This window comes from Herbiconiux gentiana, from assembly GCF_024978135.1.
Taxonomy (GTDB): Bacteria; Actinomycetota; Actinomycetes; order Actinomycetales; family Microbacteriaceae; genus Herbiconiux; species Herbiconiux gentiana.
Genome location: NZ_JANTEZ010000002.1, coordinates 304,999 through 328,262 on the forward strand (window position 1 = coordinate 304,999; position 23,264 = coordinate 328,262).

The window sequence follows — 23,264 nt, forward strand, 5'->3', positions numbered from 1 at the left end:
CGCTCCGGGTCGCCATGGTCGGCAACGGCTTCATGGGCGCGGCCCACTCCCAGGCCTGGCGCGTGGCGCCCCGGTTCTTCGACCTCCCGCTCGAGCCGCGCATGAGCGTGCTCGTGGGGCGCGACGCCGGCCGGGCGGCCGACGCCGCGGCCCGCTGGGGCTGGGCGGAGTCGTCGGACGACTGGCGGAGCGTGCTCGAGCGTGACGACGTCGACCTCGTCGACATCGTCACGCCGGGCCGCTCGCACGCCGAGATCGCGATCGCCGCGCTCGAGGCGGGCAAGCACGTGCTCTGCGAGAAGCCGCTGGCGAACACCGTCGACGAGGCCGAGGCCATGGCCGACGCCGCCGCCCGGGCCGCCTCCCGCGGGGTGTACGCCATGGTCGGCTTCACCTACCGCCGGGTGCCGGCCGCGACCCTCGCCCGTGACCTGATCGCGGCGGGGCGCATCGGCGCGGTGCGCCAGCTCAGCGTCTCGTACCTGCAGGACTGGCTGGTCGATCCGCTGGCGCCGTTCACCTGGCGGCTCGACAAGGAGCAGGCCGGCTCGGGGGCGCTCGGCGACATCGGCGCCCACGCGATCGACCTGGCGCAGTACGTCACCGGCCGGCGGCTCGTGTCGGTCAGCGGCACGCTCGAGACGCTCGTCACCGAGCGCCCCGTGCTGGCCGAGTCGCACGGGCTGAGCGGCACGGCGGGCGTCGGCACCGCGACCGTCACGGTCGACGACCGCGCCCTGTTCACCGGGCGCTTCGACGACGGCGTGCTCGGCGGGTTCGAGGCGAGCCGGTTCAGCACCGGACGCAAGAACGCGCTGCGCTTCGAGGTCTCCGGATCGCTCGGCGCCCTGTCGTTCGACCTCGAGAACCTGAACGCGCTGCAGTTCTACGACGGCACGGCCGACCCCGCCACGCGCGGGTTCTCGACCGTGCTCGTGACCGAGCCCGAGCATCCGTACATGGAGGCGTGGTGGCCGAGCGGCCACCTGATCGGGTACGAGCACGGGTTCTCGCACCAGGTGCGCGACCTCGTCGAGGCGATCGGGCGGGGCGAGCAGCCCCGGCCCTCGTTCGACGACGGCCTGCAGGTGCAGCGCGCGCTCGAAGCCGTGGAGCTCAGTTCGCAGAACGGCAGCGCCTGGACGGCACTCGCCGAGACGGAGGAGTACGCATGACCAGACCGATCACCCTGTTCACCGGCCAATGGGCCGACCTGCCGCTCGAGGAGGTCGCCCGGCTGGCGGCCTCCTGGGGCTACGACGGGCTCGAGATCGCCTGCTGGGGCGACCACCTCGACCCGTGGCGCTGGGACGAGCCGGGCTACGTCGAGGGCAAGCTCGAACTCCTCGCGCGGCACGGGCTCGAGGTGCACGCCATCTCGAACCACCTCAAGGGCCAGGCGGTGTGCGACGATCCGATCGACGCGCGCCACCGCGACATCCTTCCCGACGTCGTGTGGGGCGACGGCGAACCGGAGGGTGTGCGGCAGCGCGCGGCCGAGGAGATGACGCACACCGCCCGGCTCGCCGCCGCCCTGGGTGTGAAGACCGTCGTCGGCTTCACCGGGTCGAGCATCTGGAAGTACGTGGCGATGTTCCCGCCCGTCTCGCAGGAGCTCGTCGACGCCGGCTACCGCGACTTCGCCGAGCGGTGGAACCCGATCCTCGACGTCTTCGACGAGGTGGGGGTGCGGTTCGCCCACGAGGTGCACCCCTCGGAGATCGCGTACGACTACTGGACGACCGTGCGCACCCTGGAGGCCATCGGCCACCGGGAGGCGTTCGGCCTGAACTGGGACCCGTCGCACTTCGTCTGGCAGGAGCTCGACCCCGTGTCGTTCATCCTGGAGTTCGCCGACCGCATCTACCACGTCGATTGCAAGGACGTGAAGATGAACACCGGCAACGGGCGGAACGGGCGCCTCGGTTCCCACCTCGCCTGGGCCGACCTCCGGCGCGGCTGGGACTTCGTCTCGACCGGGCACGGCGACGTGCCCTGGGAGAAGAGCTTCCGGGCGCTCAACTCGATCGGCTACGACGGCCCCATCTCGGTGGAGTGGGAGGACGCCGGGATGGACCGGCTCGTCGGAGCACCCGAGGCCCTGGGCTTCGTGAAGAAGCTGGCCTTCGAGGCGCCGAGCGCCTCGTTCGACGCCGCCTTCAGCACCCGCTGAGGCGCGTCACGCGGAGGGGCGCCCACGCTCCCCTCCGCCCCACGACTCGCGTCGCTGGGCGGGGAGGACCTGTCAGTCCCGTTCCTCGCCCAGCGCCGCGACCATCGCGTCGATGCGCTCGATCGACAGCGCCGACTGGATGGCGAGCACCCCGGCCCCGGCGATCGCCGCGTCGGCCCCCATGCGCGACTTCGTGATCTCGAGGTGCTGCGTGGCGAAGGGCATGGCCCGCGTGTAGACCGCCTCGCGCACGCCCGCGATGAGGTGCTCCCCCGCGGCCGAGAGTGCGCCGCCGAGCACGATCGTCGACGGGTTCATCAGGCTCACGCAGGTGGTCAGCACCTCGCCGAGGTCGCGGCCCGCCTGGCGCACGGCCTGGATGGCGTCGATGTCACCCTGACGCACCAGCTCGACCACGTCGGCGCTGGTCGCGACCGGCGACCCGCCGTGCGAGAGCGCCCGCGCAACGGCCGAGCCGGAGGCGATCGCCTCGAGGCAGCCCTCGTTGCCGCAGCGGCAGTGCACGCCGGCGCCGCGAGCGACGTAGACGTGCCCCAGGTCGCCCGCAGTGCCCTGGGCTCCGCGCTGCAGCGCACCGCCCGAGATGACGCCGGCGCCGATGCCGGTGGCGATCTTCACGAAGATGAGGTCGTCGACCTCGGGCCAGGCGAGCTCGCGCTCGCCCAGCGCCATGATGTTCACGTCGTTGTCGACGAGGGCCGGCACGCCGAAGTGCGCCCCGAGCACGCCGGCCACGTCGTAGCGGTGCCAGCCGGGCATGATCGGCGGGTTCATCGGCCGGCCGGTGCTGTGCTCGACCGGGCCGGGCAGACCGACACCCACGGCGATCAGCGGGCCCACCCGGTCGCCCGCCGAGGCGACGAGCTCGGAGCCCAGGCGCATCACGCGGTCGAGCACCTCGCGCGGGCCGGCCGCGATGTCGAGGTCGACGGCCGACTCCTCGAGCACCCCGCCCGTCAGGTCGCTCACGGCGACCCGCACGTGCGAGGCCCCCACGTCGACGCCGAGCACGGAGTGCCCGATCGGATCGAGGGCGAACTGCGTCGACGGGCGGCCTCCCGTGGACACCGCGTCGCTGACGGGCTTCAGCAGCGCGAGCCGCATCAGGGCGTCGATGCGCAGGGCGACGGTGGAGCGAGCGAGCCCGGTCATGCCGGCGAGCTCCGACCTGGTGCGCGGCTGCCCGTCGCGCAGGATCTGGAACAGGTCGCTCGGGTTGGACCCCGAGGAGCCGTTCGCCGCGCGGCCGGGCAGACTTACGTCGATCATCGACACATCTTAGCTGGCGGTGGGCGCCGTCGCGCGCTCCTCCCGACGGATCCGGCGGCGCTCGCGCGTGCCCTCCACGAGGTTGTAGAACACCGGCAGCACGATCAGCGTCAGCACCGTCGACGAGACGAGCCCGCCGATCACGATGATCGCCAGCGGCTGGGAGATGAACCCGCCCTTGCCGGTGAGGCCGACGGCCATCGGCAGCAGCGCGAAGATGGTGGCGAGCGCCGTCATCAGGATGGGGCGCAGTCGTCGGCTCGCGCCCTCCACCAGGGCGTCGCGCACGCTGAGACCCCGGGTGCGGTACTGGTTCACGAGGTCGACGAGCACGATCGCGTTCGTCACCACGATGCCGACGAGCATCAGCGCGCCGATGATCGACGGCACGCCGAGCGGGATGCCCGAGATGACCTGCAGCCCGATGGCACCGGTCGCGGCGAACGGGATCGAGACCAGCAGCAGCAGCGGCTGCAGCAGGCTCTTGAAGGTCGCCACCATCACCACATAGACGATCAGGATGGCCACGAGCAGCGCGATGCCGAGCTGCGAGAAGGCGTCCTGCTGGTCGGTCACGACGCCCCCGACCTCGGCCGTCGCACCGGCGGGCAGCTCGACGTCGGCGAGCGCCTTCGTCACCTCGCCGCTGGCCGTGCCGAGGTCGTCGCTGTTCGGCGTCACCGAGACGGTCGCGGTGCGCACGCCCTTCTGAGTGGTGATGGTCGAGGGGCCGTCGACCACCGAGACGGTGGCGAGCGAGTCGAGCCGGGCCGGGCCGGCCGCCGTGGGGATGGTCAGCTCGGCGAGCTGCGCCTGCGTGGTCGGCGGGTTCTGGCTGTCGAGGTAGATCGTGTAGTTGGTGTCGTCGATCACGATCGAGCCGATGTTCGTGGGCTGCATGGCCTGCGAGACGATGCCGCCCACGGCGACCTCGCTGAGACCGGCCTGGGCCGCCTTGGCGCGGTCGACCGCCACCTGCACGAACGGGCGGGAGGCGCTGAGGTTCGACGAGACCTGCTCGACGGCGCCGAGATCGGTCATCGCGGCGACCACCGCATCGGAGGCCGTGGCCAGGTCGCCCTGGTTCGTCGCCGTGACGTCGATCGCGATGTCGGAGGAGGTGCCGAGCCCGGCCGCGGCCGAGACGCTCACCTCGCCGACGTCTGGCACGGCCTCGACCTCGCTGCGCACGGTCGACTGCAGCTTCTCCTGGTCGGCGTTCTCGTCGGTGGTGATGTTGTAGGTGATCGCGCTGTCGCCGCCGCCGGAGAACGCGTCGCGGAGGGACGACCCGCTGGAGCCGATGGTGAGCTGCACGGTCTCGACGCCGTCGATGCCCTCGAGCACCGACTCGACCTGGGTGGCCGCGGCCGACTGGGCCTCGAGGCTCGAGCCGACCGGCACGGTCTGCGTCACGGTGAGTGTGTTCTGGCCGCTGCCGCCGAGGAAGTTCGTCTTCATCAGCAGGGTGAGCGGGAGGGTGCCGAGGAGCACCACGACCGCGATCAGGATGGTGACGACGGAGTGCTTCAGCGTCCAGGCGATGATGGGGAGGTAGCGGCGCTGCAGGGCGGTGGGGGGCTCGTCCTCGAGGTCGCGGTGGTCGGTGGCGCGGGCGCGGCGGCGGAGGGGCTCGGCGGGGGCGGCCGTGGCCGTGGCGGGGGCGGCGGCATGCGCGGCGTGCCCGGCGGGAACCGGTTCGGGCTGAGCATCCGTCGTCTCGGTCACCGCGGCGGCAGCGGTCGCCCGCGCCTTCGGCGGCCGGATGAACCAGTACGCCAGCACCGGCACGATCGTGAGCGCGACCAGCAGCGACGCCAGCAGCGCGATCGTCACCGTGAGCGCGAACGGCCGGAACAGCTCACCCGTGGTGTCGCCCACGAAGGCGAGCGGCAGGAACACCGCGACCGTCGTGATGGTCGACGCGGTGATCGCGCCGGCCACCTCGCGCACGGCGTCGACGATCAGACCGGCCCGGGCGATGCCCGACTCCCGCGGCCCGAGCTCGGAGCCCGCGAGCGAGCCGAGGTGCCGCTTGATGTTCTCGATCACCACGATGGAGTCGTCGACCACGCGACCGATCGCGATCGTCAGCGCACCGAGGGTGATGATGTTGAGCGTGTAGCCCGAGGCCTGCAGCCCGATGAAGGTGATCAGCACCGAGGTCGGGATGCTGATCGCGGTCACCAGCGTCGAGCGGATCGACAGCAGGAAGACGAACACCACGAGCACCGCGAAGACGAGCCCGAGCAGCCCCTCGGTCGCCAGCGACTCGATCGACTCCTGGATGAACGGCGCCTGGTCGAACACGATCGTGAAGGTCGCACCCGGCAGGTCGGACTCGAGCTGCGGCAGCAGGTCGCGCACGCCCTGCGAGACCTCGACCGTGTTGGCGCTCGGCAGCTTGGTCACCGAGATCGTCAGCGCGTCCTGCCCGTTCACCCGCGAGATCGACGTCACCGGGTCCTCGACGAGGGCGACGGTCGCGACCTCGCCGATCGTGATCGGGCTGCCGTCGGCGTCGAGCCCGGGCAGCGGGAGGTTCGCGACGTCGTCGGTGCTGGCGAGCTTCGAGCCCGACTGCACGGCGTAGCTCTGGCCGTTCTCGGTCAGCGTCCCGGCCGGGATGAGGCGCCCGTTCGCGTCGACGGCGTCGGTGATGGCGGTGGAGGTGAGCCCCCGTGCGGCCAGCGCCCCCGTGTCGGGCGTGATGGTCACGCGCTGGCCGATCTGGCCGAGCACCTGCGCCTCGCGCACGCCCTCCACGTCCTCGAGCGCGGGCACCGCGGTGGTCTCGAGCTGCTGCGCGAGCGCCTTGGCGTCGTCGCCCGAGACGGCGATCGAGATGATCGGCAGGTCGTCGATGCTGCCGCTCAGCACCTGCGGGTCGAGGTCGGCCGGCAGGGTCGACTTGATGCGGTTGATCGCCTGGGTCATCTTCTGCTCGGCCGTGGCGAGGTCGGTGCCGTAGGTGAAGGTCGCCGAGATGATGCTGAGGTTCGTGCTGGAGGTGGCGCTCGAGGTCTCGAGGCCCTCCACCCCCGCGATCGCGGTCTCGATCGGTGTCGAGACGTCGTCGTTCACCACCTCGGGGCTCGCGCCCGGGTAGGTGGTCAGCACCGCGAGCTGCGGGAACTGGATGCTCGGGATGAGCTCCTGCTTGAGGCTCGTCAGTGCCAGCCCGCCGAACACCGCGACGACGATCGTGACGAGCGCGATGAGCGCTCGGTTCTTCATGCTGAGCACAGCGAGGAAATGCACGTGGGGGTCTCTCTCGGAGGGATCCGTCGCCCGGCAGATGCCTAGGCTCCTTAACTATCCCACCTACAGCCAGCCCTTGCGTTTGAAGATCTTGTACAGCAGGAACCCGAGGGCCAGCATCAGCGCCAGCGCGAAGGGGTAGCCGAGCAGCCAGTGCAGTTCGGGCATGTACTCGAAGTTCATGCCGTAGATGGTGCCGACGAGCGTCGGGGTGAACAGGATGGCCGCCCAGGACGAGATCTTCTTGATCTCGTTGTTCTGGTCCTGCCCCACCAGGGTGGCGTGCGTCATCAGCGCGTTCTGCAGCAGCTGCCGGAACGAGTCGACCCGGTCGGTGATGCGCAGCACGTGGTCGTGCACGTCGCGGAAGTCGTCCCGCAGCTCCTCGTCGGCGGCGCCGAGCCCGTCGCGCAGGTTCTCGAGCACGTCGATCAGCGGATGCACGGCCCGCTGCAGCGCCATGACCTCCCGCGAGAGCTCGTAGATGCGCCGCGACACCTCCTGGTCGCCGTTGAACAGCTGGTCCTCGATTTCGTCGATGTCGTTCTCGACGCCGGCGACCACGGGAGCGTACTCGTCCACCACCTGGTCGAGCACCGCGTAGAGGGCGGCGAGCGGGCCCTTCGCGAGCAGCTCGGGGTCGGCCTCCATGCGCCGGCGTACCTCGGCGAGGTCGGGCGCCTCGGCGTGCCGCACCGAGATCAGGAAGTCGGCGCCGAGGAACAGGTGCACCTCGCCGAATTCCACCCGCTCGTCGGCGTCGAGGTAGCGGGCCGGCCGCAGCGCGAAGAAGGTCGCAGTGCCGTACTTCTCCATCTTCGCGCGCTGGTGCCCGGCCAGGGCGTCCTCGACGGCGAGCGCCGGCAGGTCGAACTCGCGCGCGACCGCGTCGAGCTCCTCGGCGGTGGGCCGGTAGAGGCCGATCCAGGCGAAGCCGTGCCGCGCCCGCAGCACCTCGAAGGTCTCGTCGAGCGACTCGGGGTCGGCGGTGCGGCGGCCGCCGACGTAGACCGCGTTGTCGACGATCACGACACGGCCCGGATCAGCGCGAGCACGATCTCGGCGGAGCGCTCGGCGGTGAGCGCGGTGTTGTCGACGTGGTCGGTGGGGGCGTCGTCGGTGGCGAGGTCGGAGATGCCGCGCACCGAGGCGAAGCCGAGCCCGTTCGAGTAGCTGACCTGCGCGATGGCGGAGGACTCCATGTCGACGGCCGCGGCGTCCGGGAAGCCGGCGCGGGCGATCGCGGCGCGGTCGGCGGTGACGAAGGAGTAGCTCGACACGATGGGGCCGGTGCGCAGGGCCCAGCCGGCGCCGGCGTCGGGGGCGAGCGCGGCGACGGCGGCGAGCATCCGCTCATCGGCGTCGTAGACCGCGGGCATGCCGGGCACCTGGCCGAGGCGGTAGCCGAACACCCGCGCGTCGGCGTCGATGTTGATGTACGCGCTGCCGACCACCACGTCTCCGGCGGCCACCCCGGCGCCGAGACCGCCCGCGGTTCCCGCCGAGAGAACGAGCGGATGCCCGCCCCCCGCCTCGCGCGCCCGCACGATCGCCGTGGTGAGCGCCGACGCGGCGTTGACGAACCCGATGCCGCTGTGCACGAGCAGCACCGGGAGGCCGTCGAGCACGACGTGGCGCAGCACGGCCTGCCCGACCCGCTCGCCCTCGCCGGCCGGCCCCTCGGCCCTGGCGAGGAACGGTGCCGCCTCGTCGGCCATGGCGACCTGCACGATCGCGAGGGGGGCTCTGCTGCTCTGCGTCTCCATCCGAGTGACGCTACCAGCGCATCCGCCCCTCGCCGCCTACTCGGGCGAAGCGGACAGCTCGGGCGGGTCGGGCAGGAAGCGGTAGCCCATGCCCGCCTCGGTGACGAGGTAGCGGGGGCGGGCCGGGACGGGTTCGAGCTTCTTGCGCAGCTGGCCGAGGTAGAGGCGCAGGTAGCCCGTCTCCTTGACGCGGTGGGTGCCCCAGACCTCGGTGAGCAGCTCCTGGTGCGTGACGAGCCGGCCCGGGTTCCGCACGAGCAGCTCGAGCAGCTTCCACTCGGTCGGGGTCAGGCGCACCGGGCTGCGATCGTCGTCGTGGGTCACCTGGTGCGCCGCGAGGTCGACGGTCACCCCGCCGAAGGTCACCACCGGTTCCCCGCCCGCCGGCCCCGGGGCGCTGCGGCGGGTGAGGGCCCGGATGCGCGCCAGCAGCTCGTCCATTGCGAACGGCTTGGTGACGTAGTCGTCGGCGCCGGCGTCGAGGGCGTCGACCTTGTCGGCCGAGCCGGAGCGGCCCGAGACCACGAGGATCGGCACCGCCGACCAGCCGCGCACCGCCTCGATCACCTCGATGCCGTCGAGCCGCGGCATCCCGAGGTCGAGCATGATCAGGTCGGGCGAGCTCTGCGCGGCCGCCGCGATCGCCTCGGCGCCATCGGCCGCCGTCTGGATCTCGTAGCCCTGCGAGCCGAGCGTGATGCGCAGCGCCCGCAGGATCTGCGGGTCGTCGTCGGCGATCAGGATCTTCATTCGGGCGCCTCCTGCGCATCGTCGGTGCGGGCCACGGGCAGCGACACCACCATCGTCAGTCCTCCGCCGGGGGTGTCCTCGGCCTCGAGCGAGCCGCCCATGCCCTCGGCGAAGCCCTTCGACAGGGCGAGGCCGAGGCCCAGCCCGGTCGCGTTGTCGAGGTCGCCGAGCCGCTGGAACGGCACGAACACCTCGCTGCGCCGATCTGCCGGGATGCCCGGGCCGCGGTCGACCACGCGCAGCTCCACCCGCCCCGCGAACGCGCTGGCCGACACCACCACCCGCTCCCCCGCGGGCGAGAAGCGCAGCGCGTTCGAGAGCAGGTTCACCAGCACCCGCTCGAGCAGCACCGGATCGGCGTCGAAGGCCGGGAGGGCGGGCGGCAGCTCGAGCTCGAGCTGCTCGGGGCCGGCGCCCAGCTCGTCGAGCACCCCGGGCAGCACGTCGGCGAGCTCGACGGGGGCGAGCGAGACCCCGAGCACCCCGGCCTCGACGCGGCTCACGTCGAGCAGGTCGGTGAGCAGGCGGGTGAGGGATGCGAGGCTCTCCTCGGCCGTGGTGAGGAGCTCGTCGCGGTCGGCGGCGGGGAGCTCGGAGCGGAGGCCGGTGACGGCGGCGGTCGCGCTCGCGAGGGGGCGGCGCAGGTCGTGGCCGACGGCCGCGAGCAGGGCGGAGCGCACGCGGTCGGCGGCCGCGAGCGGGGCCAGGCCGCTGGCGGTCTCGGCCAGGCCCTGGTGCTCGAGCGCGGCGGCGAGCTGCGCCACGATCACCGCGAGGAGACGGCGGTCGGCGGCGGAGAGGGGGCGGCCGTGCAGCTCGAGCTCCGCGGGATCGGCGGGCGGCCCGCCGGGCGCGGAGTCGGCGGCGGACACCGGGACCCGCAGCACGGCCTCGGCGGCGGCGCCGGTGCGGGCGGCTTCCTCGGCGGCGGTGTCGCGCGGCGCCGGTCGCGCATCCGTCGCACCCGGCGACTCGTCGGCGTAGAGCACCTGACCCGAGCGCACCAGCCGCACCGCGCTCAGCCCGAAGGCCTCTCGGGTGACGGTCACGAGGGCCTGCAGCGCGTCCTGCCCGCGCAGCACGCTGCCGGCCACGGTGGCGAGCAGCTCCGACTCGGCGGCCGAACGGCGGGCGGCGCGGGCGCGGCGGGCGGCTCGGTCGACCACGAGCGACACGAGCACCGCGATCACCACGTAGAGGCCGAGCGCGAGGGCGTGCAGCGGGTCGGCGATCGTCACGCTGTAGAGCGGCGCGACGAAGAAGTAGTCGAGCGTCAGCCCCGAGAGCACGGCCGAGAACAGCGCGGGCCCGAGGCCGCCGATCAGCGCCGCGATCACGACGAGCAGCTGGTACGCGAGCACCTCGGTGGTGATCGACTCGTCGCTCCGCACGGCCGAGAGCAGCCAGGTCAGGAGCGGCCCGGCCACGACCGCGAAGGCGAAGCCCGCGACCCGCCGGCGCACCGTCAGCGATCCACGGGTGCCGGGCAGCCGGCGCCGCCCGCCGGCCGCCGCGTGCGTGACGATGTGCACGTCGATGTCGCCCGACTCGCGGATGACCGTCGCCCCGATGCCCGGCCCGGTGACCAGCGCGGCGAGACGGCTGCGCCGCGACGCGCCGAGCACGAGCTGCGTGGCGTTCGAGGCACGGGCGAACCCCACGAGCGCCCCCGGCACGTCGTCGTCGACGAGCTGGTGGAAGCTGCCCCCGAGCGACTCGACGAGCGAGCGCTGGCGGGCGAGGGCCTCGGGGTTCCGCTCCCGCAGCCCGTCGGGGGCGCTGACGTGCACCGCGAGCAGGCGGCCACCGGCCGAGCGGGCCGCGATGCGGGCGCCGCGGCGCAGCAGGGTCTCGCCCTCGGGGCCGCCGGTCAGGGCGACGACGACCCGCTCCCTGGCCTCCCAGGCGGCGCCGATCCCCTTGGCCTCGCGGTAGCGCTGCAGGGCGGAGTCGACCTCGTCGGCGAGCCAGAGCAGCGCCAGCTCGCGGAGCGCCGTGAGGTTGCCGAGGCGGAAGAAGTTGGACAGGGCGGCGTCCACGCGGGCGGCGGGGTATACCCGCCCGGCGGCGAGTCGCTCGCGGAGCGCGTCGGGGGCCAGGTCGATCAGCTCGACCTGGTCGGCGTCGCGCAGCACCGCATCCGGAACCGTCTCGTGCTGCGGCACGCCGGTGATCTGCTGCACCACGTCGTTCAGCGACTCGACGTGCTGGATGTTCACCGTCGAGATGACGTCGATGCCGGCGTCGCGGAGCGCCTCGACGTCGCGCCAGCGCTTCTCGTGGGCGAGGCCGGGCGCGTTCGTGTGCGCGAGCTCGTCGACCAGGGCGACCTCGGGGGCGCGCGCCAGCACCGCCTCGAGGTCGAGCTCGCCGAGGCCGAGGCCGCGGTGCTCGACGCCCCGCCGCGGCACGATCTCGAAGCCCTCGGCGGCGGCCTCGGTGGCGGCGCGCCCGTGCGACTCGACCACGGCGATCACGACGTCGCGGCCCTCGTCGGCGAGCCGCCGGCCCTCCTCGAGCATGGCGACGGTCTTGCCCACGCCGGGTGCGGCCCCCAGCAGCACCCGCAGCGCACCCCGCCCCACGGGCATCCACTCCTCCGCCGCCCGCCGCTCGGCCGACCATCTGCCCTAGAGCGTATTCGCCCGCCCGCCCCCCGTCGACACCCGCCCGTCTCGATCGCCCTCGTCGCGCACGCCGCCTAGGCTGAGGGCATGCGGATGCGCGCCGGCACCACCCTCACGACCGCCCTGCTCGCGCTGGCCCTCGCCGGCTGCACCGCCGCCCCGGTCACCGTGTCACCCGCCCCGCCGCCGCCCGCAGCCGACGCGGCCGATGTCAGCGACACCCCGACCCCGTCGGCCCCGGTGACGGTCGATCTCCCGGCCACGGTGCCGGCCCCCGAACTGGCTCGGGAGACGGTGGGATCGGACGCCCCCGGCACCGACGCGCAGTTCGGGGAGCTGGTGACCGCACTGTTGCTCGCGTACCCCGCGCAGTACATCGAGGGCGAGTGGCGGGCCGACGAGGTGCCGCACGCGCGGGTCGTGCTACTCGGCCCGGTGACCGGGGAGCTGCGGCAGCTGCTCGAGGCCGCACCGCTCGCCGTCGAGGTGGTGACGACGGCCGGGCCGTCGCTCGAGGAGTCGAATGCGGCGATCGGGCGGGTGGTCGAGCTGGTGAAGACGCACGATGCGGGGATGTCGCTGTCGGGCGGATACGAGCAGCTCGAGCAGCGGTACTCGATCGACTACACCGCGGCCACGCCGATCGATGGGGCGCTGGTGTCGGATGCGCTCGGCGGGGCCGCGGTGAGGCTGAGCTGGCTCGGCACCGAGCCGGCCGTCGGGACCGGGGCCCAGGCCGAGGCGCTCTGACCGCAGCGCCGGGCGACCCGCGCCCCTAGCGCACCGTTGCGGGCCCGCCCGAGGCACCGCCGTGGGAGTGCCCGTTGCTGCCGCCCGAGCCCGGCTCCTCGGTGAACTGCAGGCCGCCCGAGCCGTTCGAGGAGGTCGTGAGGATGTCGAGCCACTCCCGGTTGATCGACGGCACACGCCCGCCCGCGAATTTGAAGTAGAGCGGGATGGACGCGTCGAGCCAGATGCTCGAGCGCCCGTCGCCGATCGCCGGGTCGTCCTTCCACGAGAAGAAGAAGCTCTCCTTGCGGCGGAGTTTCGCGGCGATCACGATCTGCAGATGGGTGAGAGTGCGGTCGTCGAACTCGATCTCGATGCCCGACGTGCCGTACAGCAGCTTGCCCATTGCCAGATTCCTCCCGCGCGCGTTGGTATGAGTCCATTAACGCACGGCGAGCCGCCCGGTGTGCGACGGGCTAGGGTTGCGATCACCAGATGAGATGAGGGCTCTTCGTGTTAAGGAAGAAATCGCCGCGCACCCCCGAGACGGCGGCGCTCCAGCCGGGTTCCGACCTCGAGGTGGAGGGCAGCGACAGCGTGCCCGGCGTGCGCATCAACGCATTCCGCATCGGCCTCGTCGGCGGCCTCGGTGTGCTGCTCTCGCTCGTGATCGGCGCCGCCGTCACGCAGCTCAGCACGGTGCTGATCTACATCGGCGTCGCCCTCTTCCTCGCCCTCGGCCTCGACCCGCTGGTCTCGTGGCTCGAGCGCCGCATGCCGCGGCCGCTCGCCATCGTCATCGTCTTCGCCGCCGTGATCGGCCTGTTCGCCGGGCTGCTGTTCGCCGTCATCCCGCTCGTGGTCGACCAGGCCGGCAACCTGTTCCGGCAGTTCCCGCAGCTCGTCACCGACTTCGAGCAGAGCGACTTCGTCGCCACCGTGCAGACCAACCTCGGCGACTTCGTCGACATCAACAAGGCCGTGCAGACCGCGACCGACTTCGTGCAGGACCCGAACAACCTGCTCGCCCTGGGCGGCGGCCTGCTCGCGGTCGGCACCGGCATCGCGAGCGGCCTCACCGGCTCGGTCATCGTGCTGATCCTCACCCTGTACTTCCTCGCGTCGCTGCGCAGCATGAAGAAGGTCACCTACCGCTTCGTGCCGGCCAACAAGCGGGCCTCCTTCGCCTCGCTCACCGAGGACGTGACGGGCGCCGTTGGCCGCTACGTCGTGGGGCAGATCGGCCTCGCCTCGATCAACGGCATCCTGAGCCTGATCTTCCTGACGATCATCGGCGCCCCGCTGCCGGTGCTGTTCGCCTTCGTCGCCTTCCTCGCCTCGCTCATCCCGCTCGTCGGCACGCTCAGCGGCTCGCTCATCATCGTGCTGGTCTGCCTGTTCGCCTCCCCGGTCACGGCGCTGGTCGCCCTGATCTACTACCTGATCTACATGCAGGTCGAGGCCTACTTCCTCAGCCCCCGCATCATGAACCGCGCGGTCTCGGTGCCCGGCTCGATCGTCGTGATCGCGGCGGTCGCCGGCGGCACGCTCGGCTCGGTGCTGGGCGCGCTCGTCGCGATCCCGGTCGCGGCGTCGGCCATCATCATCGTGCAGAAGGTCGTCTTCCCGAAGCAGGACGCGAAGGTCTGACCGTCGCCCGCGAGTTCGCCGAGCACGGGGTGCGGATGTCGGGGGCCCGGCGTACGGTCGCTCTGGTCAGCGACGAAAGGATTCGTAAATGACCAGCACCATCGAACGCACTGTCGAGGCACCCGCCGACGGCGGAGCCAAGACCACCCGACGCCAGAACGCCGAGAAGGGTTTCACGGCCTCGAAGCAGCTCACCGACAACCTCCAGAAGGTGCTCGTCGACCTGATCGAGCTGCACCTGCAGGGCAAGCAGGCGCACTGGAACGTGGTCGGCAAGAACTTCCGCGACCTGCACCTCCAGCTCGACGAGATCATCGACGCCGCCCGCGAGTTCTCCGACGTCGTCGCCGAGCGCCTGCGCGCGCTGCACGCCTCGCCCGACGGCCGGAGCGACACCGTGGCGGCCACCACGACGCTGCCCGAGTACCCGAACGGCGAGGTCGACACGGCCGAGACGGTCGACCTCATCACGCAGCGCCTCGAGGCCACCGTGGGCACCATGCGCGAGGTGCACGACGAGGTCGACGACGAAGACCCGACGAGTGCCGACATCCTGCACGCGATCATCGACAAGCTCGAGCAGTACGCGTGGATGGTCTCGGCCGAGAACCGCAAGCCGAACCGCGCGAAGAAGTAGCAACGGCGCGAACGACGAAGGCCCCCGCCCGACCAGGGTGGGGGCCTTCGTCGTGAGAGCACGACGCGGGCTCAGTGCTGCGGCTGCGCCCCGGGATGCGTGCGCTCGAGCCCCGCACCCTCCACGTCGACGTTCGGCAGCGGCCGGTCGAGCCAGCGCGGCAGCCACCAGGCCGAGCGGCCGAGCAGGTGCATCAGCGCCGGCATCAGCAGCATGCGCACCACGAAGGCGTCGAGCAGCACGCCGAAGGCCAGCCCGAATCCGATCGAGCGGATGATCGTCGACTCCGAGAAGATGAAGCCGCCGAACACCGCGATCATGATCAGGGCCGCCGCGACCACGACCGAGCGCCCGGCCTGGAAGCCCTGCGCGACGGCGAGCCGCGCATCCGCCCCGTGCACGTACGCCTCACGCATGCCCGACGCGAGGAAGAGCTGGTAGTCCATCGCCAGCCCGAACAGGATCCCCACGAGGATGACCGGCAGGAAGCTCAGGATCGGCCCCGTGCTGTGCAGCCCGATCAGCTCGGCGCCCCAGCCGAACTGGAACACCGACACGATCAACCCGTAGGTCGCGAACAGCGACAGCACGAACCCGCCGGTCGCGATCACCGGCACGAGCAGCGAGCGGAACACCAGCACCATGATCAGGAGCGACAGCCCCACGACCACCACGAGGTAGAGCGGCAGCACCGCGCTGAGCCCCTCCGAGATGTCGATGTTCGTGGCCGCCTGGCCCGCCACGCCCAGGGTCATCGCGCCCGCTGCGGCGTCGCTCGTGACCGGCGGCAGGTTCCGGATGCTCTGCACGAGCTGTTCGGTGGAGACGCTGTTGGGCCCCTCCGCCGGCAGCACCTGGAACGCCAGCAGCGTCCCGTCGTCCGACGAAGCGATCGGCGCCACCGCCTCGACGTCGCTCTGCTCGCCGAGCACCCGGGCGACCGCGAGCTGCGCGTCGGTGAGCGCGTCCTCCGACACGCCCTGCTCGAGGGTGGCGGTGACGAGGAGCGGCCCGTTCGCGCCCTCGCCGAACTCCTCGTCGACGATCTGGAAGGCCCGGGCGCTGGTGGAGCCCTCGGGCTCGGTCGACCCGTCGGGCAGGCCGAGCCGCATCGACAGCGCCGGGATGGCGACGACCAGCAGCGCGACGACGGTCACGAGCACCGTCGTGACGGCGCGCACGGTCGACATCGGGCGGGCGGGCTTCAGCGCCTTCTGCCGGCCGATCGTCGCCCGGGCCTTCCGGCGCAGCAGCCGCTCACCGAGCAGGCCGAGGATGGCCGGTGCGAGCGTGACGGCGATCAGCACGGCGACCGCCACGCAGACGGCTCCGACGGTGCCCATCAGGCCGAGGAAGGGGATGCCCGTGACGTTCAGCGCCAGCAGGGCGACGATCACGGTCGAGCCGGCGAACACGACGGCGGTGCCGGAGGTGCCGGTGGCGAGCCCGATCGACTCCCGCACCGGCACACCGGCGAGCACCTGCTTGCGGTGCCGGTTCACGATGAACAGGGAGTAGTCGATGCCGACCGCGAGGCCGAGCATCACTCCGAGCACCGGGGTGACCGAGGCCATGTCGATCGCGCCCGAGAGCGAGAGCGAGGCGGTGACGCCCACGCCGACACCCACGAGCGCGGTGACGATGGGCAGGGCCGCGGCGAGGAGCGATCCCAGCATGACAATCAGCACCACGGCGGCGAAGACGAGGCCCACCGCCTCGCCGACGCCGAAGATCTGCGGCACGCCCTGGGCGATGTCCGTGCCGAAGGCCACGGTCGTGCCCGGCACGGGCGAGTCGTCGAAGTGGTCGATCACACCCTGCTTGACCTCCTCCGAGAGCTCGAGGCGGGGATCGGTGAAGGAGACGTTCACGATCGCGGTCGAGCCGTCCTCCGAGACGACGCCGATGCCGTTCGAGAGCTCGAGCAGCTCGGCGCCGGTCGAGAGCTGCGCGGCCCCCGACTCGAGCTCGGTGCGCGAGGCGTCGAGCTGGGCTTGCTGGGCGTCGAGCGGGGCGAGCTGCTCGGGCCCGGCTCCGGCGGCCACCGCCTGGTCGCGCGCGGCGGTCAGCTGCTGCTGCCCGGCGTCGAGCTGCGCCCGCCCCTCGGTCAGCCGGGCCTCGGCGGTCGAGAGCCGGATGCCCTGATCCTGCTGCTGCTTCTGGGCGTCGAACGGGTCGATCACGGCGGCGACCCCGTCGAGCTCGGCGGCCGAGGCGGCGAGCTCGGCGATCGACTGCCGCTGCGCATCCGTGAAGGCCTCACCGTCGTCGGTCTGGTAGACCACCGTGCCCGTGCCGCCAGCGGTGTCGGGGAGCTTCTCGGCGAGCTGCTCGGTGACGGCGCCGGAGGCCGTGCCCGGTATGTCGAAGCTGTTCGTGAGCGTGCCGCCGAAGGCGAGGAACGCCCCGACCGAGAGGCCGAGCAGCACCACCCAGGTGATGACGACCCCCCACGCGCGACGCGCGGCGAACGATCCGAGCCGGAACAGCGATGACGCCATGAGCGATCTCCCTCGAGACGGGTCGCCGGCGGATCGGCGCGCCGTCGGACTTTGAGCATACGCTACGTCTCGTCTAGCTTCTGTCAGTATCCTGAGCGGATGACCGAGCACCGCAGCGGACCCGTGCGCAGCGCGGCGGCGCGTGAGGCGATCCTCGCGGCCACCGCCCGGCTGCTCGTCGACGAGGGCTGGGACCGCCTCACGATCGAGGGCATCGCGCGCGACGCCGGGGTCGGCAAGCAGACCATCTACCGGTGGTGGCCCTCGAAGGGCGCGCTGGTGGCCGAGTGCCTGCTCGACGGCCGCTTCTTCCCGGTCGAGCCCGTCGTGCGCGACACGGGCGACCTGCGGCGGGACCTGCGCGAGTGGCTCACCCCCGTGCTGCACTTCCTGAACAGCCCCACCGGCCGTTCGCTGGTGAACTCTCTGGTGGCCGCCGCCACCGGGGAGGCCGGGGTGGGGGCGCATCTCAGCGAGGCGTTCGGCGCCGACCGCCTGCTGGCCGACCGGCTGCGCGCCGCCGTGGGAGCGGGCGAGCTGCCCCCCGACGCCCCGGTCGACGAGCTGGGGAACGCCGTGCTCGGCTTGCTCATCTTCGAGGTGCTGAGCAAGGACGAGATCGACGTGACCGCCTTCCTGCGCCTGGTGGAGTACCTGCTCGGCCCCCGCAGGACGAGCGCCGGCTAGCGCGGCCGGCGTCGGCTGGCGCCGGCTGGCGTCGCCTAGGCCGAGTCCCGCCAGACGATCGTGGTCTCGAGGAAGCTGCCCTCGGCCTCGACCGAGCGGCCCTCGAGCTGCGCCAGCACCAACTCGGCTGCCCGCCGGCCGAGCAGGTCGGCCGGCTGGTGCACCGTCGACAGCGGCGGCTGCGTGCGCCGGGCCCAGGCGCTGTCATCGAAGCCGACCACGCCGATGTCGCCGGGGGCGCTCAGCCCCACGTCGCGCATCGCGTCGAGGGCGCCCGCCGCGATCGCGTCCGACGAGGCGAACACGCCGTCGACGCGGTCGTCGTGGGTGAGCAGCTCCCGCATCCCGGCGATGCCGCTGGAGTGCGCGAACAGCGGCACCTCCACGACGAGCCGTGGGTCGAAGCGGTCGCCCAGCGCATCCGTGAACCCCGCCAGCCTGTCCTGACCCGAGTCGCGGTCGAGGCCGGCGGCGATCATGCCGATGCGCTGCCGCCCGGTCGCCATCAGCCGCTCGGTGACGGCCCGGGCGGCGCTGCGGTTGTCGATGCCCACGTAGGGCACGCCCTCGATGTCCATCGGATGCCCGACGAACGCCGCGGGCAGCCCCGACCGCGCCACGGCGAGACCGATGGGGTCGTTCTCGCGGGCCGAGATGATCACGACGCCGTCGACGTAGCCGCCGGTGAGGTAGGAGGCGACGCGGACGCCGTCGCGGTCGGAGTCGACGACGAGCGACACGAGCTGGTAGTCGGCCTCGGAGAGCACGGCGTTGATGCCGAGGAGGATGCTGCCGATGTTGGGGTCTTCGAGGAAGAGCGAGTGCGGCTCGTGCACGATCAGGCCGATGGCGCCGGACTGCCGGGTGACGAGGTTGCGGGCGGCGGCGTTCCGCACGTAGCCCACCTCGGCGACGGCCGCCTCGACGGCGGTACGCGCCGCGTCGGAGACGTACGTCTCCCCGTTCAGGACGCGGGAGACCGTGCCCCGCGAGACGCCGGCCACCCGGGCGACATCGTTGATGGTCGCCCGCTGCACGGGCCGTCTGGGCGGCATGCGACCACCCTATAGCGGTCGGGACGCGCATCCGGAGTTGACAGCGACAGGGTGCCTGCTTATTCTGGGAGCGTTCCCAGACTCTCGACGAGGAGTTGTCGGCGCCACATCTGGGAGCGTTCACAGAAACGCTCCCCGAGGCCGTCCCCCTCCCGAGACGACGGGCCCGACGAATGAGGAGCACCCGCACCGTGACGACCACCCCCGTGTCCGCGCTGATCGATCCGCAGCACCCGCGGTTCACCTACGGCGCCGACTACAACCCCGAGCAGTGGGGCCCCGAGGTCTGGCGCGAGGACGTGCGGCTGATGCGCGAGGCCGGGGTCAACCTGGTCGCGATCAACATCTTCGGCTGGGCCCAGCTCGAGCCGCTGCCCGGGCAGTACGACTTCAGTCGCCTCGACGCCGTGCTCGAGCTGCTGCACGAGAACGGCATCTCGGTGAACCTCGGCACGGGCACCGCCTCGCCGCCGCCGTGGCTCGCGGCCGAGCATCCGGAGACCCTGCCCGTCATGGTCGACGGAACCGTGCGGTACCCGGGCGGCCGTCAGGCCTTCTGCCCGAGCTCGCCGGTCTTCCGCGAGCGCTCGCTGGCCCTCGTCGAGCGGGTCGCCGAGCGCTACGGAAGCCACCCCGCCGTGAAGCTGTGGCACGTCTCGAACGAGATCGGCTGCCACAACGCGCTCTGCTACTGCGACGTCTCGGCCGCCGCCTTCCGACGCTGGCTCGAGGCGCGCCACGGCACGCTCGACGCCCTCAACGCCGCGTGGGGCACCGCCTTCTGGAGCCAGCACTACGCCTCCTGGGAGCACATCCAGACGCCGCGGCTCACCGTCTCGACCGGCAACCCCGGCCAGGCCGTCGACTTCAGCCGGTTCAGCTCCGACGAGCTGCTCGGCCAGTACCGGGCCGAGGCCGAGGTCATCCGCCGGCACAGCAGCATCCCGGTCACCACCAACTTCATGGTCGCCGCGCACATCAGGAACCAGGACTACTGGCAGTGGGCCGGCGACATGGATCTGATCGCCAACGACCACTACCTCGACCACCGCCTGGCCGACCCGCTGACCGAGCTCGCCTTCGCGGCCGACACCACCCGTGGTCTCGCGGGTGGCGCCCCGTGGCTGCTGATGGAGCAGGCGACGAGTGCCGTGAACTGGCAGCCGCACAACATCGCCAAGGAGCCCGGCCAGCTGCTGCGCGACACGATGATGCACGTGGCCCGCGGCGCCGACGGCGTGAGCTTCTTCCAGTGGCGCGCCTCGGTGCAGGGCAGCGAGCGCTTCCACTCCGCGATGCTGCCGCACGCCGGTACCGAGTCGAAGCTCTGGCGCGAGAGCGTCGAACTCGGCGCCACGCTCGATCGGCTGCAGCCCGTCGCCGGCTCGCGGGTCGTCGCGAGCGTCGCCCTCGTGTTCGGCTGGGAGCCCTGGTGGATCACCGACCTCGACTCCCACCCCAGCACCGAGGTGCGCTACCTCGAGCAGGTGCACCGCGCCTACGCGGCCCTGCGCTCGCACGGCGTGACCGTCGACATCGTGCGCCCGGGCGCCGACCTCTCCGCCTACGCCCTCGTGGTGGTGCCCGCCCTGCACAGCGTGGCGGATGCGGTCGCCGACGGATTCGCCCGCTACACCGCCGCGGGCGGCCACCTCGTCGTCACCTTCTTCAGCGGCATCACCGACGGCGACGACCGCGTGCGAACCGGCGGCTACCCCGGAGCCCTGCGCGACGTGCTCGGCATCAGCACCGAGGAGTTCTTCCCGCTGCACGCCGGCGAGAGCGTCGACCTCGACGACGGGTCGTCGGCCACGATCTGGACCGAGCTGCTGCACCCCCGCGGCGCGGAGGTCCTGGCCTCCTACCTCGACGGGCCGCTGCCCGGCGTCGCCGCCGTGACGCGCCACCGCCACGGGGACGGCACCGCCTGGTACCTCGCCACGAACCTCGACGCCTCCTCGCTCGCGCGCCACCTCGGCCGTGCCCTCGGCGAGGCGGGCGTGGAGCGCCCGCTGCCCGACGCGCATCCCGACCTCGAGGTGATCGAGCGACGCGGCGAGACCGGCCGCTTCCTGTTCGTGTTCAACACGGGCGGCGCGTCGCTCACCCTCGACCTGACCGGCCGCGACCTCGTCGCCGGCACCGCCGACACCACGCACCTGATCGCCCCCGGCGGCGTGGCCGTGCTGCAGCTCCGGCCCGAACTCGCCGACTCCGCCCCGTCCACCTCCCACGACCCGTCCACCTCCCACGAAAGGAGGGTCGCGCTGTGACCGCTCCCTCGATCGCGACCGCCGCGCCCGCCCGGGGCACGAGCCCGATCGCGAAGAAGCCCCGGCTGCGCGTGCCGCACGCGCGCTCCGTGCTGATCTTCCTGCTGCCGTTCGGCGTGCTGTTCGCGCTGTTCTACCTGCTGCCCATCGGCTACGCCGTCTACCAGTCGCTGCTCGTCGTCGAGCGCGACGGCACCTTCGGCCCTCCGGTGGAGGTGTTCGGCGGACTCACCCAGTACATCGCCGTGTTCCAGAACGAGGCGTTCTGGTCGTCGGTGGGCCGCGTGCTGGCCTTCGGCATCGTGCAGGTGCCGGTGATGCTCGGCGTGGCGCTGGTGCTCGCGCTGCTGCTGGACTCCCCGCTGGTGAAGGGCAAGAAGTTCTTCCGGCTGGCCTACTTCGTGCCGTACGCGGTGCCCGGTGTCATCGCCGCGATCATGTGGGGCTACCTCTACTCGCCGAACCTCTCGCCGTTCTCGGCTCTGACGAGCGAGGTCTCGTTCCTCTCGCCCGACTTCGTGCTGTGGTCGATCGCGAACGTCGTGACCTGGGTCTACGTGGGCTACAACATGCTCATCATCTACAGCTCGCTGCTGTCGATCCCGGGTGAGATCTACGAGGCCGCGAAGCTCGACGGCGCGAGCCAGCTGCAGATCGCGCTGCGCATCAAGATCCCGCTCGTGGTGCCGGCCATCACGCTGACCGCGATCTTCTCCATCATCGGCACGCTGCAGCTGCTCGCCGAGCCGCAGGTGTTCCGCAGCTTCACCTCCTCGGTGTCGAGCACCTTCACCCCCAACATGGCGGTCTACGCCACCTCGGCCGTGCCGAACGTGAACCTCGCGGCCGCCATGTCGGTGGTGCTGGCCCTCGCCACCTTCGCGATGTCGTTCGCGTTCCTCAAGTTCACCCAGCGGAAGGCCGAGAAATGAGCGCGACCCTGAGCGCCCCCGCCCGTCGTGGCGACGAGGACGGCACCCCCGACGCCTCGCGATCGGGCCGCAAGCCGCGTGCTCCGCGCGAGAAGCTGATGTCGCGCACCGCCGCGATGATCGTGATGGTCGTCTCGTGCTTCTACTTCCTGCTGCCGGTGTGGTGGCTGTTCGTCTCGTCGACGAAGAGCCGCGAGCAGTTCGGCTCCACCAACGGCTTCCTGCTCGCCGACTTCAACCTGTTCCAGAACATCGGCGACCTGTTCGCCTACAACGACGGCATCTACCTGCGCTGGATGCTCAACAGCGTGCTCTACGCCGGAGCCGGCGCCCTGATCGGCACCCTCATCTCAGCGATGGCGGGCTACGCCCTGGCGAAGTACCGCTTCCCCGGCCGGGAGCTCGTGTTCAACGTGGTGCTCGGCGGAGTGCTCGTGCCGGCCACCGCCCTGGCGCTGCCGCTGTTCCTGATCTTCAGCCAGGTCGGCGCGACCAACACCTTCTGGTCGGTCTTCCTGCCGAGCCTCGTCAACCCGTTCGGCGTCTACCTCGCCCGCATCTATGCCTCAGCGAGCGTGCCCGACGAGCTGCTGGAGGCCTCGCGCCTGGACGGCTCGGGGGAGGTGCGCACCTTCTTCACCATCGCCCGCAAGCTCATGACGCCGGCTCTCGTGACGATCTTCCTGTTCCAGTTCGTCGCGATCTGGAACAACTTCTTCCTGCCGCTGATCATGCTGCGCGACGAGTCGCTGTTCCCGGTGACCCTCGGCCTCTACACCTGGAACTCGCAGGTCAACCAGATCCCCGAGATCCGCACCTACGTCATCATCGGCGCCTTCGTCTCGATCATCCCGCTGGTCATCGCCTTCCTCAGCCTGCAGCGCTTCTGGCAGAGCGGCCTCGGCTCGGGCAGCGTCAAGTAACCGACTTCCC

Annotated in this window: 18 protein-coding genes; 9 read left to right on the top strand and 9 right to left on the bottom strand. The window is 71.8% G+C overall.

What is annotated here, in order from left to right; all coding sequences use genetic code 11:
• The first annotated feature begins 14 nt into the window (after positions 1 to 14).
• Positions 15 to 1,175, top strand: a complete 1,161-nt coding sequence (locus NVV95_RS05165) for a Gfo/Idh/MocA family protein (RefSeq protein ID WP_259485843.1) — start codon at positions 15 to 17, stop codon at positions 1,173 to 1,175.
• Positions 1,172 to 2,173 carry a sugar phosphate isomerase/epimerase family protein gene (locus NVV95_RS05170; protein WP_259485468.1) on the top strand — a complete coding sequence of 334 codons (1,002 nt, stop codon included), beginning with the start codon at positions 1,172 to 1,174 and terminating at the stop codon, positions 2,171 to 2,173. The genes NVV95_RS05165 and NVV95_RS05170 overlap by 4 nt, the downstream gene beginning before the upstream one ends.
• Before the next feature lie 72 nt (positions 2,174 to 2,245).
• Here the strand turns inward: NVV95_RS05170 and NVV95_RS05175 are convergent, their stop codons facing one another.
• The 6 genes from NVV95_RS05175 to NVV95_RS05200 form a co-directional block, all read right to left on the bottom strand.
• Entirely contained in the window at positions 2,246 to 3,463 is a 1,218-nt protein-coding gene (locus NVV95_RS05175; RefSeq protein ID WP_259485470.1) for an ROK family protein, read from the bottom strand.
• Between the two features lie 9 nt (positions 3,464 to 3,472).
• Positions 3,473 to 6,724 carry an efflux RND transporter permease subunit gene (locus NVV95_RS05180; RefSeq protein ID WP_259485471.1) on the bottom strand — a complete coding sequence of 1,084 codons (3,252 nt, stop codon included), beginning with the start codon at positions 6,722 to 6,724 and terminating at the stop codon, positions 3,473 to 3,475.
• Between the two features lie 63 nt (positions 6,725 to 6,787).
• The gene (gene corA, locus NVV95_RS05185) at positions 6,788 to 7,753 is read right to left on the bottom strand and encodes a magnesium/cobalt transporter CorA (protein ID WP_259485472.1); all 966 of its coding nucleotides are present in this window, start codon (positions 7,751 to 7,753) and stop codon (positions 6,788 to 6,790) included.
• Positions 7,750 to 8,490, bottom strand: coding sequence for a 5'-methylthioadenosine/S-adenosylhomocysteine nucleosidase (mtnN, locus tag NVV95_RS05190; RefSeq protein ID WP_259485473.1), 741 nt, complete (start codon positions 8,488 to 8,490; stop codon positions 7,750 to 7,752). The genes corA and mtnN overlap by 4 nt, the downstream gene beginning before the upstream one ends.
• Positions 8,491 to 8,526: 36 nt before the next feature.
• Positions 8,527 to 9,240, bottom strand: coding sequence for a response regulator (locus NVV95_RS05195; RefSeq protein WP_259485475.1), 714 nt, complete (start codon positions 9,238 to 9,240; stop codon positions 8,527 to 8,529).
• Positions 9,237 to 11,825 (bottom strand): DUF4118 domain-containing protein, encoded by a 2,589-nt coding sequence (locus NVV95_RS05200; RefSeq protein WP_375163788.1) that lies wholly within the window; start codon positions 11,823 to 11,825, stop codon positions 9,237 to 9,239. Before NVV95_RS05200 ends, NVV95_RS05195 begins: the two co-directional genes overlap by 4 nt.
• 129 nt (positions 11,826 to 11,954) lie before the next feature.
• On the opposite strand from NVV95_RS05200, the gene NVV95_RS05205 reads away from it, so the two are divergent.
• Complete coding sequence (locus NVV95_RS05205) at positions 11,955 to 12,617, top strand: hypothetical protein (protein WP_259485477.1); 663 nt, start codon at positions 11,955 to 11,957, stop codon at positions 12,615 to 12,617.
• Between the two features lie 25 nt (positions 12,618 to 12,642).
• Here the strand turns inward: NVV95_RS05205 and NVV95_RS05210 are convergent, their stop codons facing one another.
• Complete coding sequence (locus tag NVV95_RS05210) at positions 12,643 to 13,002, bottom strand: DUF7882 family protein (RefSeq protein ID WP_259485478.1); 360 nt, start codon at positions 13,000 to 13,002, stop codon at positions 12,643 to 12,645.
• Positions 13,003 to 13,109: 107 nt separating this feature from the next.
• Here NVV95_RS05210 and NVV95_RS05215 point away from each other — a divergent pair, with 107 nt between their 5' ends.
• Positions 13,110 to 14,246: an AI-2E family transporter gene (locus NVV95_RS05215; protein ID WP_259485479.1), complete on the top strand. Its 1,137-nt coding sequence runs from the start codon at positions 13,110 to 13,112 to the stop codon at positions 14,244 to 14,246.
• Positions 14,247 to 14,334: 88 nt separating this feature from the next.
• Positions 14,335 to 14,883: a Dps family protein gene (locus NVV95_RS05220; protein ID WP_259485480.1), complete on the top strand. Its 549-nt coding sequence runs from the start codon at positions 14,335 to 14,337 to the stop codon at positions 14,881 to 14,883.
• Positions 14,884 to 14,954: 71 nt separating this feature from the next.
• On the opposite strand, the gene NVV95_RS05225 is transcribed toward NVV95_RS05220, so the two are convergent.
• A complete protein-coding gene (locus tag NVV95_RS05225; protein ID WP_259485481.1) occupies positions 14,955 to 17,384 on the bottom strand; it encodes an MMPL family transporter in 2,430 nt (809 codons plus the stop codon).
• A 99-nt stretch (positions 17,385 to 17,483) separates the two neighbouring features.
• On the opposite strand from NVV95_RS05225, the gene NVV95_RS05230 reads away from it, so the two are divergent.
• Positions 17,484 to 18,071 (top strand): TetR/AcrR family transcriptional regulator, encoded by a 588-nt coding sequence (locus NVV95_RS05230; protein ID WP_259485482.1) that lies wholly within the window; start codon positions 17,484 to 17,486, stop codon positions 18,069 to 18,071.
• Between the two features lie 35 nt (positions 18,072 to 18,106).
• Here NVV95_RS05230 and NVV95_RS05235 read toward each other — a convergent pair whose 3' ends face one another.
• Positions 18,107 to 19,126, bottom strand: coding sequence for a LacI family DNA-binding transcriptional regulator (locus tag NVV95_RS05235; protein WP_259485483.1), 1,020 nt, complete (start codon positions 19,124 to 19,126; stop codon positions 18,107 to 18,109).
• 191 nt (positions 19,127 to 19,317) lie between these two features.
• On the opposite strand from NVV95_RS05235, the gene NVV95_RS05240 reads away from it, so the two are divergent.
• From NVV95_RS05240 to NVV95_RS05250, 3 genes are read left to right on the top strand one after another with little or no spacing between them, the layout of a single operon-like run.
• On the top strand, positions 19,318 to 21,399 hold the full coding sequence (locus NVV95_RS05240) for a beta-galactosidase (protein WP_259485484.1): 2,082 nt from the start codon (positions 19,318 to 19,320) through the stop codon (positions 21,397 to 21,399).
• A gap of 47 nt (positions 21,400 to 21,446) precedes the next feature.
• On the top strand, positions 21,447 to 22,331 hold the full coding sequence (locus NVV95_RS05245; protein ID WP_259485844.1) for a carbohydrate ABC transporter permease: 885 nt from the start codon (positions 21,447 to 21,449) through the stop codon (positions 22,329 to 22,331).
• Positions 22,328 to 23,254: a carbohydrate ABC transporter permease gene (locus NVV95_RS05250; protein WP_375163785.1), complete on the top strand. Its 927-nt coding sequence runs from the start codon at positions 22,328 to 22,330 to the stop codon at positions 23,252 to 23,254. The genes NVV95_RS05245 and NVV95_RS05250 overlap by 4 nt, the downstream gene beginning before the upstream one ends.
• The last annotated feature ends 10 nt before the right edge of the window (positions 23,255 to 23,264 follow it).

Coding starts and splice junctions, on each gene's coding strand:
- NVV95_RS05195 (WP_259485475.1), bottom strand. CDS start 9,240: ATGAAGATCCTGATCGCCGACGACGACCCGCAGATCCTGCGGGCGCTG.
- NVV95_RS05230 (WP_259485482.1), top strand. CDS start 17,484: ATGACCGAGCACCGCAGCGGACCCGTGCGCAGCGCGGCGGCGCGTGAG.
- NVV95_RS05220 (WP_259485480.1), top strand. CDS start 14,335: ATGACCAGCACCATCGAACGCACTGTCGAGGCACCCGCCGACGGCGGA.
- NVV95_RS05235 (WP_259485483.1), bottom strand. CDS start 19,126: ATGCCGCCCAGACGGCCCGTGCAGCGGGCGACCATCAACGATGTCGCC.
- NVV95_RS05210 (WP_259485478.1), bottom strand. CDS start 13,002: ATGGGCAAGCTGCTGTACGGCACGTCGGGCATCGAGATCGAGTTCGAC.
- NVV95_RS05250 (WP_375163785.1), top strand. CDS start 22,328: ATGAGCGCGACCCTGAGCGCCCCCGCCCGTCGTGGCGACGAGGACGGC.
- NVV95_RS05205 (WP_259485477.1), top strand. CDS start 11,955: ATGCGGATGCGCGCCGGCACCACCCTCACGACCGCCCTGCTCGCGCTG.
- NVV95_RS05170 (WP_259485468.1), top strand. CDS start 1,172: ATGACCAGACCGATCACCCTGTTCACCGGCCAATGGGCCGACCTGCCG.
- NVV95_RS05225 (WP_259485481.1), bottom strand. CDS start 17,384: ATGGCGTCATCGCTGTTCCGGCTCGGATCGTTCGCCGCGCGTCGCGCG.
- mtnN (WP_259485473.1), bottom strand. CDS start 8,490: ATGGAGACGCAGAGCAGCAGAGCCCCCCTCGCGATCGTGCAGGTCGCC.
- NVV95_RS05165 (WP_259485843.1), top strand. CDS start 15: ATGGTCGGCAACGGCTTCATGGGCGCGGCCCACTCCCAGGCCTGGCGC.
- NVV95_RS05175 (WP_259485470.1), bottom strand. CDS start 3,463: ATGATCGACGTAAGTCTGCCCGGCCGCGCGGCGAACGGCTCCTCGGGG.